Source organism: Aureimonas sp. D3 (assembly GCF_001463805.1).
GTDB lineage: Bacteria > Pseudomonadota > Alphaproteobacteria > Rhizobiales > Rhizobiaceae > Aureimonas > Aureimonas ureilytica_A.
Genome location: NZ_BBWM01000038.1, coordinates 44491 through 60326, shown reverse-complemented (window position 1 = coordinate 60326; position 15836 = coordinate 44491). Strand labels below are relative to the sequence as shown.

At 66.3% G+C, this 15836-nt stretch carries 15 protein-coding genes; 10 read left to right on the top strand and 5 right to left on the bottom strand.

The features are described from left to right. The 6 genes from AUL36_RS12285 to AUL36_RS12260 all read left to right on the top strand — a co-directional run. Window positions 1-456 (top strand): AMP-binding enzyme (locus AUL36_RS12285; protein WP_156418363.1); only part of this gene is annotated, 456 nt, incomplete at its 5' end. Continuing rightward, the gene (locus AUL36_RS12280; RefSeq protein WP_062221095.1) at window positions 453-1175 is read left to right on the top strand and encodes an alpha/beta fold hydrolase; all 723 of its coding nucleotides are present in this window, start codon (window positions 453-455) and stop codon (window positions 1173-1175) included. The genes AUL36_RS12285 and AUL36_RS12280, both read left to right, overlap by 4 nt. A 20-nt stretch (window positions 1176-1195) precedes the next feature. Then, a complete protein-coding gene (locus AUL36_RS12275; RefSeq protein ID WP_062221110.1) occupies window positions 1196-1891 on the top strand; it encodes a fumarylacetoacetate hydrolase family protein in 696 nt (231 codons plus the stop codon). Further along, window positions 1888-2535 carry a maleylacetoacetate isomerase gene (maiA, locus tag AUL36_RS12270; RefSeq protein ID WP_062221093.1) on the top strand — a complete coding sequence of 216 codons (648 nt, stop codon included), beginning with the start codon at window positions 1888-1890 and terminating at the stop codon, window positions 2533-2535. The genes AUL36_RS12275 and maiA overlap by 4 nt, the downstream gene beginning before the upstream one ends. Before the next feature lie 25 nt (window positions 2536-2560). Continuing rightward, complete coding sequence (locus tag AUL36_RS12265; protein WP_062221107.1) at window positions 2561-3670, top strand: cupin domain-containing protein; 1110 nt, start codon at window positions 2561-2563, stop codon at window positions 3668-3670. Then, window positions 3667-4275, top strand: coding sequence for a maleylpyruvate isomerase N-terminal domain-containing protein (locus AUL36_RS12260; protein ID WP_244497114.1), 609 nt, complete (start codon window positions 3667-3669; stop codon window positions 4273-4275). The genes AUL36_RS12265 and AUL36_RS12260 overlap by 4 nt, the downstream gene beginning before the upstream one ends. Here AUL36_RS12260 and AUL36_RS12255 read toward each other — a convergent pair. Further along, window positions 4237-5055: an IclR family transcriptional regulator gene (locus tag AUL36_RS12255; RefSeq protein WP_062221090.1), complete on the bottom strand. Its 819-nt coding sequence runs from the start codon at window positions 5053-5055 to the stop codon at window positions 4237-4239. The genes AUL36_RS12260 and AUL36_RS12255 overlap by 39 nt on opposite strands. Then, window positions 5052-5453 carry an acyl-CoA thioesterase gene (locus AUL36_RS12250; protein ID WP_062221087.1) on the bottom strand — a complete coding sequence of 134 codons (402 nt, stop codon included), beginning with the start codon at window positions 5451-5453 and terminating at the stop codon, window positions 5052-5054. The genes AUL36_RS12255 and AUL36_RS12250 overlap by 4 nt, the downstream gene beginning before the upstream one ends. A gap of 523 nt (window positions 5454-5976) precedes the next feature. On the opposite strand from AUL36_RS12250, the gene AUL36_RS12245 reads away from it, so the two are divergent. Together AUL36_RS12245 and AUL36_RS12240 are read left to right on the top strand one after the other, a co-directional pair. Continuing rightward, the gene (locus tag AUL36_RS12245) at window positions 5977-8073 is read left to right on the top strand and encodes a HAMP domain-containing methyl-accepting chemotaxis protein (protein WP_082655794.1); all 2097 of its coding nucleotides are present in this window, start codon (window positions 5977-5979) and stop codon (window positions 8071-8073) included. A 124-nt stretch (window positions 8074-8197) separates the two neighbouring features. Beyond that, window positions 8198-8515, top strand: coding sequence for a helix-turn-helix domain-containing protein (locus AUL36_RS12240; RefSeq protein ID WP_058634164.1), 318 nt, complete (start codon window positions 8198-8200; stop codon window positions 8513-8515). A 448-nt stretch (window positions 8516-8963) separates the two neighbouring features. Here the strand turns inward: AUL36_RS12240 and AUL36_RS12235 are convergent, their stop codons facing one another. The 3 genes from AUL36_RS12235 to AUL36_RS12225 form a co-directional block, all read right to left on the bottom strand. Next, the gene (locus AUL36_RS12235) at window positions 8964-9497 is read right to left on the bottom strand and encodes a GNAT family N-acetyltransferase (RefSeq protein WP_062221081.1); all 534 of its coding nucleotides are present in this window, start codon (window positions 9495-9497) and stop codon (window positions 8964-8966) included. Between the two features lie 65 nt (window positions 9498-9562). Continuing rightward, window positions 9563-12685: a multidrug efflux RND transporter permease subunit gene (locus AUL36_RS12230; RefSeq protein WP_062221078.1), complete on the bottom strand. Its 3123-nt coding sequence runs from the start codon at window positions 12683-12685 to the stop codon at window positions 9563-9565. A gap of 10 nt (window positions 12686-12695) precedes the next feature. Further along, window positions 12696-13865 carry an efflux RND transporter periplasmic adaptor subunit gene (locus AUL36_RS12225; RefSeq protein ID WP_062221075.1) on the bottom strand — a complete coding sequence of 390 codons (1170 nt, stop codon included), beginning with the start codon at window positions 13863-13865 and terminating at the stop codon, window positions 12696-12698. 171 nt (window positions 13866-14036) lie between these two features. On the opposite strand from AUL36_RS12225, the gene AUL36_RS12220 reads away from it, so the two are divergent. Both AUL36_RS12220 and AUL36_RS12215 read left to right on the top strand, forming a co-directional pair. After that, on the top strand, window positions 14037-14708 hold the full coding sequence (locus AUL36_RS12220) for a response regulator (RefSeq protein WP_058634168.1): 672 nt from the start codon (window positions 14037-14039) through the stop codon (window positions 14706-14708). Window positions 14709-14712: 4 nt separating this feature from the next. Further along, a complete protein-coding gene (locus AUL36_RS12215; protein WP_062221072.1) occupies window positions 14713-15825 on the top strand; it encodes an ATP-binding protein in 1113 nt (370 codons plus the stop codon). The last annotated feature ends 11 nt before the right edge of the window (window positions 15826-15836 follow it).

The window sequence follows — 15836 nt, the reverse complement described above, 5'->3', positions numbered from 1 at the left end:
TACTGGAACCGCCCCGACAAGACGCGCGAGACCATGCGCGGCGAGTGGCTCTACACGGGCGACCGCTTCATCGAGCGGGACGGCACCTACTATTTCCAGGGCCGCGCCGACGAACTCATCAAGGTCTCGGGCCAGTGGGTGTGGCCGCTCGAAGTGGAGCGCTGCCTCAACGAGCATCCCGACGTGCACGAATGCGCCGTCATGGGACAGGAACTGGAGGACCGCCGGCTCACGCTGCGCGCCTTCATCCGACTGCGCGACAGCCGATCGGAAAGCCCGGCGCAGACGGTCAAGCTGCAGAACCACGTTCGCACGGCACTGATGCCCTACAAGTATCCGCGCATCGTCGAGTTCGTCTCCGAATTGCCGAAGACTGGCACGGGCAAGATCGACCGTCAGGCGCTCAAGAGCCGCCCGCTTCCCCGAAACGAATCCGGCATGGAGGGTGCAGCATGAGGTTCGTCCTCGTTCACGGCGCCTGCCACGATGGCAGCCATTTCGAAGTCACGGCCGCGAGCCTGCGAGCCAAGGGGCACGAGGTTCACTGCCCGACGATCCAGGGCAACCGCGAGGGCGACGACCGCCGCACCACGCGGCTGGAGGACGCCATCGCCTCGCTCGTCGCCTACTTCGACGAGCACGCGATCGAGGACGCCGTGCTTGTCGGCCACAGCTGGGGCGGCATGGTCATTTCCGGCGCCTTCGACCGGCTCGGCGCGGCCCGTATCCGCCGCCTCGTCTATTACGGCGCCTTCGTGCCGATCGACGGAGAAAGCCTTCTCGACCTCTGCCCGCCGCACTACCGCGATCTTTTCCGCCAACTCGCGGAGCCGGCCAACGAGGTCGTGTTTCCCTTCCCGATCTTCCGCGAGGCCTTCATGAACGACGGGTCGCTGGAACAGGCTGAGGCGCTGCACGCGAGCCTCAATCCGCAGCCCTTCCTCACCATGGCCGACCCGATCCGCCTGTCGCGCGATCCGGCCGCTTTCGACTGCGGCAAGAGCTACCTCCATTGCACGGAGGAGACGGGCCTGCCGCAATCCTACCCGTTCCATCCCCGCCTCTCGGAGCGTCTCGGGCTTTTCCGGCTCGTCTCGATGCCGGGAAGCCACTCGACCTTCCATACCGCGCCCGAGCTTCTGGCCCAGAAGCTCGTCGAAGCCGGCCGAGACTGATCCCGAAAGGTATGCCCGCCATGACCTACGTCGTTTCCGCTCCGCCGCAGCCGAGCGTTGCCGTCGCCGGATCCGAGGATCGTTTCCCGGTGCGCCGCATCTTCTGCGTCGGGCGCAACTACGCCGCCCACGCGCGTGAGATGGGGCGCGATCCCGACCGCGAGCCGCCCTTCTTCTTCACCAAGCCTGCCGACGCGGTGGTCGGCGACGGCGAGACCGTGGCCTATCCGCCCGAGACCGCGAACTTCCACTACGAGGCCGAACTCGTGGTCGCGATCGGCGAGGGCGGCCGCGACATCGACGAAGCCCGCGCCTTGGATCATGTCTGGGGCTATGCGGTCGGCAACGACCTGACGCGGCGCGACCTGCAGCTTCAGGCGCGCGAGCAGGGCCGCCCCTGGGATTGGGGCAAGGCCTTCGACCGCTCGGCCGTCGTCGGCCCATTGCGGCCCGTTTCCGAGGTTGGCCACCCCGCGACGGGACGCATCCGCCTTTCGGTCAACGGCGAGACCAAGCAGGACGCCGATCTCTCGGAGCTCATCTGGTCCGTGCCGGAGATCATCGCCATCCTGTCGCGCTCCATGGAGCTGAAACCGGGCGATCTCGTCATGACCGGCACGCCCGCGGGCGTCGGCCCGCTGAAGCCCGGCGATCGCTGCGAGATCGAGATCGAAGGCCTCGGCGCGATCACGACGCGGATCGGAGAACCGTCATGACGCTGAAGCTTCACAACTTCTTCCGCTCGTCGAGTTCGACGCGGGTGCGCGTGGCGCTGCGGTTGAAGAGCGTGCCGTTCGACTACGTGCCCTATGTGCTTCGCAGCGGCGAGACGCGCCGCAAGCCCTTCCTCGACCTGAACCCCGCCGCACTCGTGCCGGCGCTGGAGCTGGAGGACGGGCGCGTCCTCACCCAGTCTCTCGCCATCATCGAGTGGCTGGACGAGACCCATCCGGCGCCGCCCCTCCTGCCTGCCGACGCCTATGGGCGGGCACGCGTGCGCGCGCTGGCCCAGACGATCGCCTGCGAAATCCACCCGCTCAACAATCTGCGTGTCCTGCAGCATCTCGGCCAGACTTTCGGCGCCGACGAGGCCGCGCAGGCACGATGGTTCGAACACTGGGTGACGACGAGCTTCGACGCCATCGAAACCAGCCTCGCGCGCGACCCCGAGACCGGCGCCTTCTGCCACGGCGATACGCCCGGCCTTGCCGACATCTGCCTCTACGCGCAGGCTTGGAACAATCGCCGCTTCTCCATCGATACCAGCCGCTGGCCGGTGATCGACGGCATTTTCCGACGCCTCGATGCGATCGCGGCCTTCCGCGATGCAGCGCCCGACCGCCAGCCCGACGCCGCCTGATCACACAGAGTCCCAGGAGGACGCGATGCTTCAAAATCCTACGCAGCCGGCGCCTCAGCCCCATTCGGGCCAGCCGGAGGACACAGCGGCGCTGCGCGAACTCTACGCGCGCATGGAAGACCAGCATATCAAGCCGCTCTGGACGCAGATCGGCAACCTGATGCCGAAGACGCCAACGCCGCGCGCCGTCCCGCACCTGTGGAAATGGGCGGACCTCATCCCGCTGGCGCGCCGGTCGGGCGACCTCGTGCCGGTCGGCCGGGGGGGCGAGCGCCGGGCCCTGGGGCTCGCCAATCCGGGCCTGGGCGGCGACACCTACATCACACCGACCCTATGGTGCGCGGTCCAGTATCTTGGCCCCCGCGAGACCGCGCCCGAACACCGGCATTCGCAGAACGCCTTCCGCTTCGTCGTGGAAGGCGAGGGGGTCTGGACGGTCGTCAACGGCGACCCCGTTCGCATGAGCCGTGGAGACCTTCTGCTGACGCCCGGCTGGCACTTCCACGGCCACCATAACGACACCGACCAGCCCATGGCCTGGCTCGACGGGCTCGACATCCCCTTCGTCTACCAGAACGACACCGGCTTCTTCGAATTCGGCTCCGAGCGCGTGACGGACTACGCGACGCCCCGCTTCTCACGTGGGGAGCGGCTCTGGGCGCATCCGGGGCTGCGTCCGCTCTCGGGCCTGCGCAACACGCCGAGCTCGCCGCTCGCCGCCTATCGCTGGGAACACACCGATCGGGCCCTCACCGAGCAGCTCCTTCTGGAGGAGGAGGGACAACCCGCGACGGTGGAGCAGGGCCACGCGGCGATCCGCTACGTCAATCCGACGACGGGCGGCGACGTCATGTCGACGATCCGCTGCGAGTTCCACCGACTTCGAGAGGGAACGCAGACGCCCACGCGCCACGAGGTCGGCGCCAGCGTCTTTCAGGTCTTCGAAGGGCGCGGGGCGGCGGTGATCGGCGGCACGCGCCATATGCTCGACATCGGCGACATCTTCGTCATCCCCTCCTGGGTGCCGTGGTCGCTGGAGGCCGAGACGCAGTTCGACCTCTTCCGCTTCTCGGACGCGCCGATCGTCGAGCGCCTCGACTTCGCGCGCACGCTGATCGTCGGCGAGGCGTCGTGAGCGCCGCGCTGGACGAGGCGCGCGAGGCGCTTCGCGCCCGGCAGGGCGCGGGGGCGCGCTACGATGCGACCGCCGCGCCAGCCGAGGCGCTGTCGTGGGCGCGGCTCGGCACGGCCTACTTCGCGCGGATGCTCAGCCATCTCGCCGATCCGGAGCTCGAGGCCCCATCCGCGATCGCCGGCTGGTCGCGGCGGCACGTCATCGCCGCCGTCGCGCTGGAGGCGCGGCGGCTCGCCGAAGCCGTCGGCTCCGTACGCGGTCTGCCGCCCGCCGAGGAGGAGGGGCTCGTCCTGTTGGAGCCGCCGCTGGCCGACATCCGTCTCGCCGCGACGCTTCCCGCCCAAGCCCTGCGCCACCTTGTCGAACACGCGGCTATTCATCTCGACGTGGAATGGCGGGATGCCGGAAACGCGCACTGGGACGCGGTCGTCAGCGACGCGGCCGGGCAGCGGCTGGCCGTGGCCGATATGCCCCGGCGCCGCGCGGCGACGCTCTGGCACGGCGCGGTGGCGCTTCGGTCGGGCGGCCGCGCGGCCGATATGCCCGCCGCCTTGCGCGGCGAGGCGCTACGCCTTGTCGGGCGCCCAGACCTTCTGGCTCGCTAGGCTCCGGACGAAGTCGCCGAGCGCCTGCACGGCGGCCCCATCGGGTCGCAGCACGCTGTCCGACGTCGAAATGAGCGTCACCGCCGCCTCGGCCTCGCCCTGCCAGTTCAGGATGGGCGCGGCGACGGCCCGCAGGCCCGGCACGAACTGACCATCCACAGAGGCGAACCCCTTCTCCCGTATGTCGGCGACCAGCGCCTCGATTCCCGCGCCCGTCAGTTGAAGCCCCGGCCACGAAGCGCCCGTCTCGTGCGCGTGTTCCATTTCGAGGGCCGTACGCGCTTCCGTCATCCGCGTCGGCAGGTAGGCGAGGAAGACACGCCCGCTCGCCGAGGTCAGGAGCGGCAGCGAACTGCCGAGACCGAAGGATGTGACCAGCGGGCTCGGTGCCCGGTACCAACGCACGACCATCGCGCCTTGGCGCGACCAGACCGAGAGGAGGGCGGTGAGACCCGTGCGCTCGCCGAGGTCCGGCAACGCGTCGGCGGCCTGATTGACGAAATCGCTTTGGCTCAGCGCCGCGACCCCCATGGCGGCGGCGAAGGGACCGAGCTGGTAGCGACCGGACCGCTCCGTCTGCTGCGCGAACCCGGCATGGATGAAGCTCGCGAGATAGCGATGGATCTTGCTGGACGGCATACCGACGGCGCGCGCGAGGTCCGTCAGCGTCACCGGCCCGTCGAACATCGCCAGGCCCTTCAGCACGACGAGAGCGGTGTCGAGCGCCTGGATGCCACCGCGCGCGTGCTGGTCGGTGGCGGCCTCGATGTCGTCTTTCATGTCAGCATCTTCCTGAACTCGTCCGGTACGGGGGCACCCTTGAGCTTCTCGCCCCCCGTCAGCGCCCAGGCTCGCACCTCGTGACCTTCGGCTGCCAGGCGCCCTTCGCATTCGATCCGGTAATCTAGCCGCAATCGGCGTTCCTGCCACTCGGTCAGGGTAACGTCGATCGTGAGGATCTGGCCGAAGGTCACCGGCGATTTGAAGGCGAGACCGACATCCACGAGAGGCGTCACCGCGCCGAAGCGCGCCTGCAACTCGCGCTGCCCGAGGCCCCGCGAGGCGAGCAACCGCTGGAAGGTCGAGTCCATCCAGTAGAAGTAGTTGGGGTAGAACACGATGCCCGCCGCATCGCAGTCTCCCCACTGAACCTCGAATTCGGTTCGAAATGCCGTCACGGAATTCCTCCTAGTGAATATTGTTTCATCTCGTAGAATAAGGGAGAGGCCGGAGGGCGGCAACGTATCGGGCGGCAAAATCGGTGCGTCAGGCGGCATCGTCCGGGTTCAGCCAGAAAGAACATTCATACCGCGCAGGATGATCAGGTCGGAATGATTGTCGACGGCGTTTGTTGACGGGTCGTCTCGCTTCGGCGTGTCGAGGTCGAGCGCTCCTGAGCTGATGTCTCGTCTTCACAGGTCTTAAACACCTTGCTTGGCGACGATTGTCTTCGAGCGTGACCTTCTCGCGTTCTATTTTTTCGCACCACGCAAAAATCAAATAATACTCACGTAAGCACCAGAGATATCGGACATTTACAAATATATCTATGTTAGTATTCCTGTTGACGGGCTTTTAACCAGCTTTTTGAAAATGGCACGTACGCTAGGTATTATTGCTGTGTACGAAAAAACGATGTTTTTGCATCATGAATTTGGGGAATCCGCATCATAATTACAAACGAAGCCAATTGAGGGTGTTATGCGCGTATCCGTAAAAGCAAAGATCGGTATTTCTTTTGCCGCAGTTCTGTCGATGCTGGGTTTTTCTGGATATATCGGGATTTCTCGCTTGGGTTCTGCGAACGATGCGATGAAACAATTCGCCGCTGGACCTTATGAAACAGCTCTGAGACTGGGAGATGCTGCGCAGCTCATGCAGGGCATGGGGCGAAGCTTGAACGCTTTGATGATGGTGGGCGACGTGTCCCTCAAGAACGATCGCGAAAATGCGATCAAGGAGGCGATGGATGCAATCGCCCCGATCCTCACGTCGTACCGCCACCAGCTTGGCGAGATGGCGAACGAAGAAACCCAGCGGGCCGATCAAGCCATCCTGGCTTTGAACGACTGGTGGGCGAGCGCGCAAGCGGCAGTCGAATTGTCGAAGCAGAATACCATCGTCAGCGCTCTCGATTGGGAAGCCAAGAAAGGCCGCCCGATGGGAGACGAGATGGCGGAGGCGATCGACAAGCTGGAGAGCGTGGTCCCCACCCAGGAGCTCGATCCGACGGCTCGCACCGTGCTGTCCAATCTTCATCCCACGTTCGAACATCTGCGGTTTCTTATGGTCTCCGTTATTGCGGAAACGAAGGAGGAACGCATCCAAGAGCTTCGGACCGAGTTCGAGGCCACGCTGCAAGGTCTCGACAGGGATTTGAGAACCGTGGCGGCAACGGTATCGAGCGAGTCCTCCGCCTCGCAAGTTCGCGCGGTGATGGATCGATGGTCCGCTATCGTTCCGGTAGTGAAGACGATTTTTGATCTCGGTGCATCCAATACGGATGCCAAGGCCATCGATATCGCGATCAATCAGGTGCGACCCAAAACGCTGGCTTTGGTTCGCACCCTGCAGGATTTGATTGCGGCGGAAGGGAAGAAGGCGCAGGCCATGCGCGACGGGATTGATGAGAGTTACCTCTCGACCCGTCTGGTGCTCGCGTCGCTCGTTCTTGCGGCGCTGCTGATGGGTGGGGCAGCGGCGGTCTGGATGTCGCTATCGATGAGTCGCGGGATGCGGCGCGCCGTGAACCTGTCCGAAGCGATCCGATCCGGCGACATTTCTCAGAGCGTCGCCGTACGGAGTTCCGACGAGGTCGGCGAACTCTTACACTCGATGAACAGTATGAGCGAGCATCTGTCTGGCATCGTCAGCGATATCCGCCTATCAGCCGCCCAGGTTGCAGCCGGTTCGACCCAATCTGCAGCGACCGCCGAACAACTCTCATCCGGCTCGACGGAGCAGGCCGCAGCGTCAGAACAGGCTTCCGCTGCCGTCGAAGAGATGACGGCCAATGTCCGCCAAAACGCGGAGAACGCCTCGCAGACGGAGAAGATGGCCAAAATCTCGGCCGTCAGTGCGCAGAAGAGCCGCGAGGCTATCGCGGGTTCTCTTCAAGCGATGGCAACGATCGCGGAGAAGGTGCGCGTCGTCCAAGAGATCGCGCGACAGACCGATCTCCTGGCGCTCAATGCTGCGATCGAGGCCGCGCGCGCCGGGGCGCACGGCAAGGGCTTTGCGGTGGTCGCTTCGGAAGTGCGAAAGCTGGCCGAGCGAAGCCAAACGGCGGCCGCAGAAATCAGTGAACTTTCGGGAGAGACGCTGAAGGTCGCGCAGGATGCGGGGCGTATGTTCAACGATCTCGTGCCTGATATCCAGCGCACAGCCGAACTCGTGTCGGAGATTTCCGCAGCGTGCCGGGAGCAAGCGGTCGGCATCGAGCAGATCAACCAGGCGATCCAGCAACTCGACCAGGTCACGCAGACGAATGCTGGGGCGGCAAACGAGATGGCCGCGACGGCCCACCAGCTCTCGGCCGAGGCCGGACGTCTGGCCGAGGGGGTGGCATTCTTCCAGATCACCGACCCCAAACGCTCGCATAGTCTTTCGCCTGACGCGCAGGGCGACACGCCCTCGCCAGCCCGAACGGGTCAATCGCAAACGGTCCAGCAGCTACAGGAAAAGCTGCAGACATTCGCCCGGAAGGAGGTGAAAGCTCCAAGGGAAACCGATCGCGTCGGAACGGCGGAAAGCCCCGAGGCTGCCTGGACCAGAGCGCACCTCTCCCGTCGTGGGTAACGCTCCCCATAGTACTGCCATTAAACAGTTATCCGGTCGATCCGACACTCCATAAGATGGAAAGACCACGTACAGTTGAACTTTTGTGTTTTTGACGGAAGGGTCTTGGAGAGGGAGAAGGGCAATGCGCGAGGAGATCGACAGAAATATCGGTCGCAGGATTCGGGAGTTACGAACAGCTCGCCGACAGCCTGTGAACCACGTCGCCGCCTATCTGGGTGTGACACCACAGCAAATTCTGAAATATGAGACCGGACAGAACAGGGCAAGCGCTAGCACGATCTACCTCTTGGCCATATTATTCGGAACGACCGTGGAGGCCTTCTTCTCGTCTTGGACCATGGTCTCTAACGACAACACACAGTACGGTGGACCGACTTACCCGGCAAATCCGCGTGAAATCGTCAATCCGAGCACCCAGCATCAACCTCTTCCGCAGTAAGCTCGGGAAACGGCTCCGTTGCTAATAGCCATTGGGGATGCAAGCCTCGGTGCTCGCGGCGGCTACAGTCGGGGGCATAAGGCAGGAATTTGGCGGGCTTTTCTCTATTCGGCGTGTTGAGGTGAAGCGCTCCTGAAATGATGTTTGCCCTTGGTGATGTGGGATCCCTTGGCTGTCGCGCTTCTCTTCGGGATCGACCCGGTTGGGCCCTCCCATGATGGGATCGGAATGGGCGAGGCAGCTCCATCAGCACACCGTCTAAATCGCTGTGTTGAGCGCTCGACGTCGGCTTCGAGACTGGCGGCCTAGGCACCTCGAATGACGACATGGCGTCGATAGCGGTTGGTCCGCTTCCTCAGCCGCCAGAGACTGGACGGCGTGGAATGCCGTCTGTCTGCTGTCAAATTGGGAGGAACGGAAGCGAACGAGTTCGGACCGGTCCGGCATCTTACATCCGCTTCTCGAAGCGGAACATTCCATCGCCGCCCGGCAGATTCGGTTCGTTCGGGCGGTTCGGGTCGGGGTGACCGGCATGATGGTACTCCACAATGTGGAAGCCGCAGACGTTGACGTAGAAGTGGATGTTGCGCTTCTCAAAGTACGGCGTGTGGGTGGTCCAGACCTCGGTGTCCGGGTAGGCGGATTCGATCGCTTTCCAAGCCCCGCGGCCGATGCCCCGGCCGAGCTCGCCCGCGCCGACATAGAAGAAGTCGAGCGCGTTGTGCCGCGTCTCGGCGTCGATCGAGACGACCGCACCGCCGACCCACCGGCCGTCCTCGAGAATACGGTGGACCACGGCGTTCGGCTCGGCGAAGGAGGCGGCCACGTCCTCGTCCGACGGGATCGGACCCTCATCAAGCGATCCGAAGGTTTCCACGACCGCGATCGCGAAGGCGTCCTGAAGGTCCTTGCGCAAGCGCGGCAGGTCGCTCTCCTGCGCGATGTCGAGGGTGATGCGGCCGGGTGCCGGTTTGGAGATCATGGGACGTTTCCTTGGCAAGAATGGGCGGGCCTTGGGTGGAGCCGGGCGCCCGCGAGAGTTCGAGATCAGAGACCGGCCGGCGCCGGGCTCGCCTGCGCTGGGGTTTTCGACCGGCGCTCGGCCAGACGCATGACGAGGACGAAGAACACCGGCACGAACAGGACGGCGAGAACGGTCGCCGAGATCATGCCGCCGAAGAGGCCGGTGCCGAGCGCGTTCTGCGTTTCCGAACTCGGGCCGCGGGCCACCACGAGCGGCACGATGCCGAGCGCGAAGGCGAGCGAGGTCATCACGATCGGGCGCAGGCGCAGCCGCGCCGCCTCCCGTGCCGCTTCGACGAGCCCCTGGCCCTCGCCCCGAAGCTGGCGGGCGAACTCGACGATGAGCACGGCGTTTTTGGCCGACAGGCCGATCAGGGTGATGAGCCCGACCTTGAAGAACACGTCGTTCTCCAGGCCCCGCACGTGCACGGCCGCGACCGCGCCGACGACCCCGAGCGGCACGACCAGCATGACGGCCAGCGGGATGGCCCAGCTCTCGTAGAGCGCGGCGAGCACCAGGAACACGACCACGAAGGAGATGCCGAGGAGGATCGGCGCCTGCGAGCCCGACTGGCGCTCCTGAAGCGACTGGCCGACCCATTCGACGCCGAACCCTCCGGGCAGTTCTGCGGCAAGCCGCTCCATCTCACGCATCGCCGTGCCGCTCGATACGCCCGGCGCGGCATCCCCGGAAATGCTGAGCGAGGGATAGCCGTTGGTGCGGTTGAGTTGGAGCGGTGCGACCGACCACCGGGGCGTCACAACTTCGTAGAGGGGAACCATCCCGCCCTTGTCGTTGCGCACGTTGAGCTTGAGGACGTCCTCGACCTGCATCCGGTCCTGCGCCCGTGCCTGGACGATGACCTGCTGAAGGCGGCCGGCGCTTGGAAAGTCGTTGACATAGGTCGATCCCATGGCGGCGCCGAGCGCGTCGGTGATGGCGGAGAAGGACAGGCCGAGCGCCCCGGCCTTCTCGCGGTCGACGTCGAGCCGCACGGTCGGGCCGCCGGGCAGGCCGTCGACGCGCACGTCGGCAAGCTTCGGGTTCTTGGCGGCCTGCGCCACCAACGTCTCGGACGCCGCCCGCAGCTCCGCCACGTCGCGGCCCGCGCGGTCGACGAGCCGAAGCGCGAAGCCCCCCGTGGTGCCGAGCTCTTCGATGGCGGGCGGTTTCATGACGAGGACATCGCCTTCGGTGGCTTGCCGCATCGCGTCCGTCGCGGCGGCAATCTCGGTGTCGGTGCTGCCGGTGCGCTTGTCGAAGTCCTTGAGGCTCGTGAAGGCCATGGCGGCGTTGGGCCCCGAGCCGGTGAAGCCGAAACCCATGATCGACAGGTTCCCCGCGATGTCGGGGCGCGCCATGACGTGGGCGTCGTAGCGCTCCACGAGCTTTCGGGTGCGCTCGGCCGTGGCGTCCGCCGGCAGGCTGAAGGAGGTCATGAACGTACCCTGGTCCTCGTCCGGTACGAAGGCCGTGGGCAAAGTGGCAAAACCGTAGGCGAGCGCCGCGACAATCGCGCCGTAGAGGAGCATGACGCGCAAGCCGCGCTTTACCAGCCAGCCGACCCACCCGACATAGCGCATCGTCAGCGCGTCGAAGCCGCGGTTGAACCAGGCGAAGAAGCCCCGGCGTTCGTGATGCGCGGCAAGGGGCTTCAGGATCGTCACGCAGAGCGCGGGCGTCAGACTGAGGGCGAGAAAGGCCGAGAACAGGATCGACACGGCAAGAGACACCGTGAACTGGCGGTAGATCGCGCCGACCGATCCGGTGGCGAAGCCCATCGGCAGGAACACCGCCACGAGGACGAGGGTGATGCCGATGACGGCGCCGGTGATCTCGCGCATGGCGCGGCGCGTCGCATCGCGCGGGGACAGGCCTTCGGTCGCCATCAACCGCTCGACGTTCTCGACCACGACGATCGCATCGTCGACGATGATGCCGATGGCCAGCACCATGCCGAACATGGTGAGAACGTTCACGGAGTAGCCGATCGCCCACATCACCGCGAACGTGCCGAGGAGCGCGATGGGCGCGACGATCGTCGGGATGAGCGTATAGCGCACGTTCTGGAGAAACAGGAGCATGATCAGGAAGACCAGCACCATCGCCTCAAGGAACGTATGGACGACCTTGGCGATCGAGAGCTTCACGAAGGGCGCGGTGTCGTAGGAGACGGCGTAGGAGATGCCGTCCGGCATCGAGGGCGCGAGCTCGGCCAGGCGCGCACGTACGCCTTCCGAGGTCGCGACGGCGTTGGCGCCGGGCGCGAGCTGGATCGCCGCGGCGGTCGCCGGCTTGCCGTCGTCGAAGATCGAGAAGCCCATGGTCTGAGGCCCGACCGCGACTTCGGCGACGTCGCCGAGCGTGAGCTTGGAGCCGTCCGGGTTGGAGCGCAGGACGATGGCCCGAAAGGCGTCCGGCGTCTCCAACTGGCCGCTGAGGGTCAGGGGCACGCTGACGGCCTGGCCGGGAACGGTCGGCGCCTCGCCGAGTCGGCCGGGCGCGACCTGCACGTTCTGCGTCTGGATCGCCTGCACGATCTCGGCCATCGAGACAGAATAGGAGACGAGACGCGCCGGATCGACCCAGACCCGCATCGCCGCTTCCGAGCCGAAGGACTGGACCCGGCCGACGCCCGCCACGCGCTTCAGTTCGGGCGACAGGCTGCGTGCGAGATAGTCGTCGAGCGCGAGCGTTCCGACCTTGCCGCCCTCGGAGCGCAGCGTCACGATCATCAGGAAGCCGGACGAGGCGGACTCGACGGAGAGACCGGCCCGGCGGACGGGCTCCGGCAGGCGCGACTCGACGGCCTTCAGGCGGTTCTGGACGTCGATCTGCGCGAGTTCGGAGTCCGTGCCGCTCTTGAAGGTCGCGGTGATGCTGGCGTTGCCCGTCGCGTCTGCGGAGGACTCGAAGTAAAGGAGGTTCTTGACCGCCGAGAGCTCGCGCTCGATCGGCGCGACCACGCTGTCGGCGACCGTCTGCGGGCCGGCGCCCGTGTAGCTGGCGCTGATGCTGACGCTTGGCGGCGCGATCGTGGGGAAGCGCGAGACGGGAAGCTGCGGGATCGCGGCAAGGCCCGCGAGCGTGATGAAGATCGCGACGACCCAGGCAAAGACCGGCCGGTCGATGAAGAATTGCGGCATGGGGAGGGTCTCAGCCTTCGGTCGGGGAAGCGGCGGACTGGTAGGGGACGGGCGCGACGGGACGGCCGGCTCCTGCACGGTCCTGCCCCTCGACCACGACGGTCTCCCCGGCCGACAGGCCCGACAGGATCACGTAGCGTCGTTCGACCAACGGCCCGAGTTCGACCGCGCGGGGCGCGGCCATGTTGTCGGACGCCAGGACGGTCAATTGCGGCTTGCCGGACGCATCGCGCGTGACCGCCTGCTGCGGTACGGTCAGGGCGGCTGGATAGACGGCGCTCGGTACCCGGGCGCGCAGGTACATGCCGGGCAGGAGCTGGCGATAGGGATTGGGCACCACGACCCTGAGGGAGAGGCTGCCCGTTCCAGGATCCACCGTCGTGTCGGAGAACAGGACCTTGCCGGGAAACTCGTAGGGCTTGCCCGCGATCGTGAAGATGTCGATGCCGAGCGTGCCGGCGTCCTCGCTGCGCCCGCTCGCCGCCATGTCCTCCAAAGCCTCGCGGCGGATCGAGGGTTGGCGCACGTCGAGATAGACGCGATCGAGCTGCTGGACGACGGCGAGGGCCGCCGTGCCGCCGACCGAGGCGAGGCCCCCCTCGGTGGTGAGCGCCTGGCCGATGCGCCCCGGAATGGGGCTGCGCACGGTCGCGTGCGCAAGCTCCAGCTTGCGGCGCGTCAGGGTGGCCGTGGCTTCGGCGACGTTCGCCTTCCCTTGAGCAAGCGCGGCCGTCGCGTCGCCGAGCGCGGCGGCACTCGCCGTCCGCGCATCGGACAGGGCCTGGATGCGGTCGTACTTGAGCCCGGCATTGAGGAGGTCGGCTTGCGCGCGGGTCAGCACCGCCTCTGCCGCCTCGACATCGGCCACGAGCGGAGCGGGATCGATCTGGAAGAGCGGCTGGTCGGCTGTCACTTCCGAGCCTTCGGTGAAGAGAACCTTTTGGGCGATGCCGGAGACCTGCGGGCGGATCTCGGCCGTGCGCAGCGCCGAGACGCGGCCGGGCAACTCGTCGGTGACGACGACGCGGTGTGGCTCGACGGTGAGCACCGCGACGCGCGGCGGCGGATCGGCGGGTCCCTCGGCCTCAGCCGGGCCGCTCTCGCCCTTGGTGCAGGCGCCGAGCAGCAGCGCGGCAGTGGCGAGGGCGGCGCGGATCGAAAGACGGCGCAGGGCTGGCATCACTATAGGTCCAGAGCATTGGGCAGGTCGCGGCGGTGCGACGACGCTTCCATCCTCCCTCTCCGTCGAGCCCACGTGGAGCCCGTGTTGCGGTTGTGTGGAGACGGCCGCGGGGCGCTCGACGTCGGCACCGGCCGGTGGCATCCATCGATGCCAAGGAGAACCACCGCCATGACATCCCTGGTCCTGATCGCCGAGGACGACATCGAGATCGCAGCGATCCTCGACGCTTACCTGACCCGCGAGGGGTTCCGCACAGTGCAGGCACGCGACGGCCGCACCGCGCTCGACCTCCATCTCGCGCTAAAGCCCGACCTCGTGCTCCTCGACGTCACCATGCCGCGTCTCGATGGATGGGAGGTGCTGGCCGAGCTGCGCCGCCGGGGCCAGACGCCTGCGATCATGATCACCGCGCTCGACAAGGACATCGACCGGTTGCAGGGACTGCGCATTGGCGCGGACGACTACGTGGTGAAGCCCTTCAACCCGATCGAGGTCGTGGCGCGTGCCAAGGCGGTGCTCCGCCGGTCGGGCCTTGCCAGCGCCGCAGGCGTTCTTCGGGTCGGGGACCTGTCGATCGACCTCGACGCCTATCAGGCGAGCCTCGGCGAGGCGCCGCTCGCACTGACGCTGACCGAGTTCCGCATTCTCGCCCACATGGCGCGCAGCCCGACCAAGGTGTTCACGCGAAGCGAGTTGGTGGACGCCTGCCTGCCGGGGTCGGACGCGCTCGACCGCACCGTGGACAGTCATCTCAGCAAGCTGCGGCGGAAGCTGGAGCAGTCTGGTGGTGTGGGTCTGCTGCCTGGCGTGCGCGGCGTTGGCTACCGGCTGATGGTCTGAAGCCATGAAGCTTCCCGTCGGCCTCGGCCGCCAGATCCTCCTCGCCATGTCCGCGATCACCGTGGTCGCCGGCCTGATTGTCTTTTTCGGGACCTATCTCGCCTACACGGTGATGATCGCCTTCTATCCTCGTCTGGAGTCGGACGACGGCGGGCTGACGCTGACGGACCTTGCCATCCTCGGCGCAGCCATCCTGGTGACGTTGCCGATCGCGGTCTTCGTCGCTCTTCGCCTCGCGCGTCGCATCCTCGAGCCGCTGGAAACGCTAGCCCTGAGCGCCCGTCGCATCGCTGACGGCGACCTGTCGGCGCGCGCCGAGCCCGGCGACCGCTCGCTTGGCGAAACGGCGGAACTGGTCGACGACTTCAACACTATGGCCCAGCGCCTTCAGGACATGGCGGCCGACATGGCGCTCTGGAACGCCACGATCGCGCACGAGCTGCGCACGCCGCTGACCATCCTTAAGGGCCGTCTTCAGGGCATGATCGACGGCGTGTTCGAGCCGGACGAGCGGTCGCTGCGTGGGCTGGTGCTACAGGTGGACAGCCTGGCCCGGCTGGTGGAGGACCTGCGCACCGTGACGTTGGCCGACAGCGGACATCTCGACCTGCACCGGGAGGACGTGAACCTTGCTGTGGTGGTGGCCGAGCTGGCCGAGTTCGCCGGACCCGACCTGGCGGCGGCCGGGTTTCCGGTTCGGCTCGACCTTGCCGACGTCATCGTCCGAGTCGACGCGACGCGCATCCGCCAGGCCCTTCTCGCACTCGTCACCAACGCGCGGCGGCATGGCGCTGGGGGCGCGATCACGATCTCGCTCGGCGTGTCGGAGCGTACGGTTCTTCTCGGTGTGGCCGACCATGGCCCGGGCTTGACTCCCGAACTGGCCGCCCGCGTCTTCGACCCTTTCGTGCGCGGGGATCCCGAGCGCTCCCGGGAGGTCGGCGGCAACGGCCTCGGCCTTTCGGTGGTGCGCGCCATCGTCGAGGCGCACGGGGGGAACCTGCGCTACCGCCCGGCGCCAGGAGGTGGCGCCTTGTTCGAAATCGCCCTGACCACGTCCGGTCCGCCCGATCGTGTCGCCCGCCGGGATGCCGCGTCCCCTGTCCGCACCGTCTGACGGCCGACTCG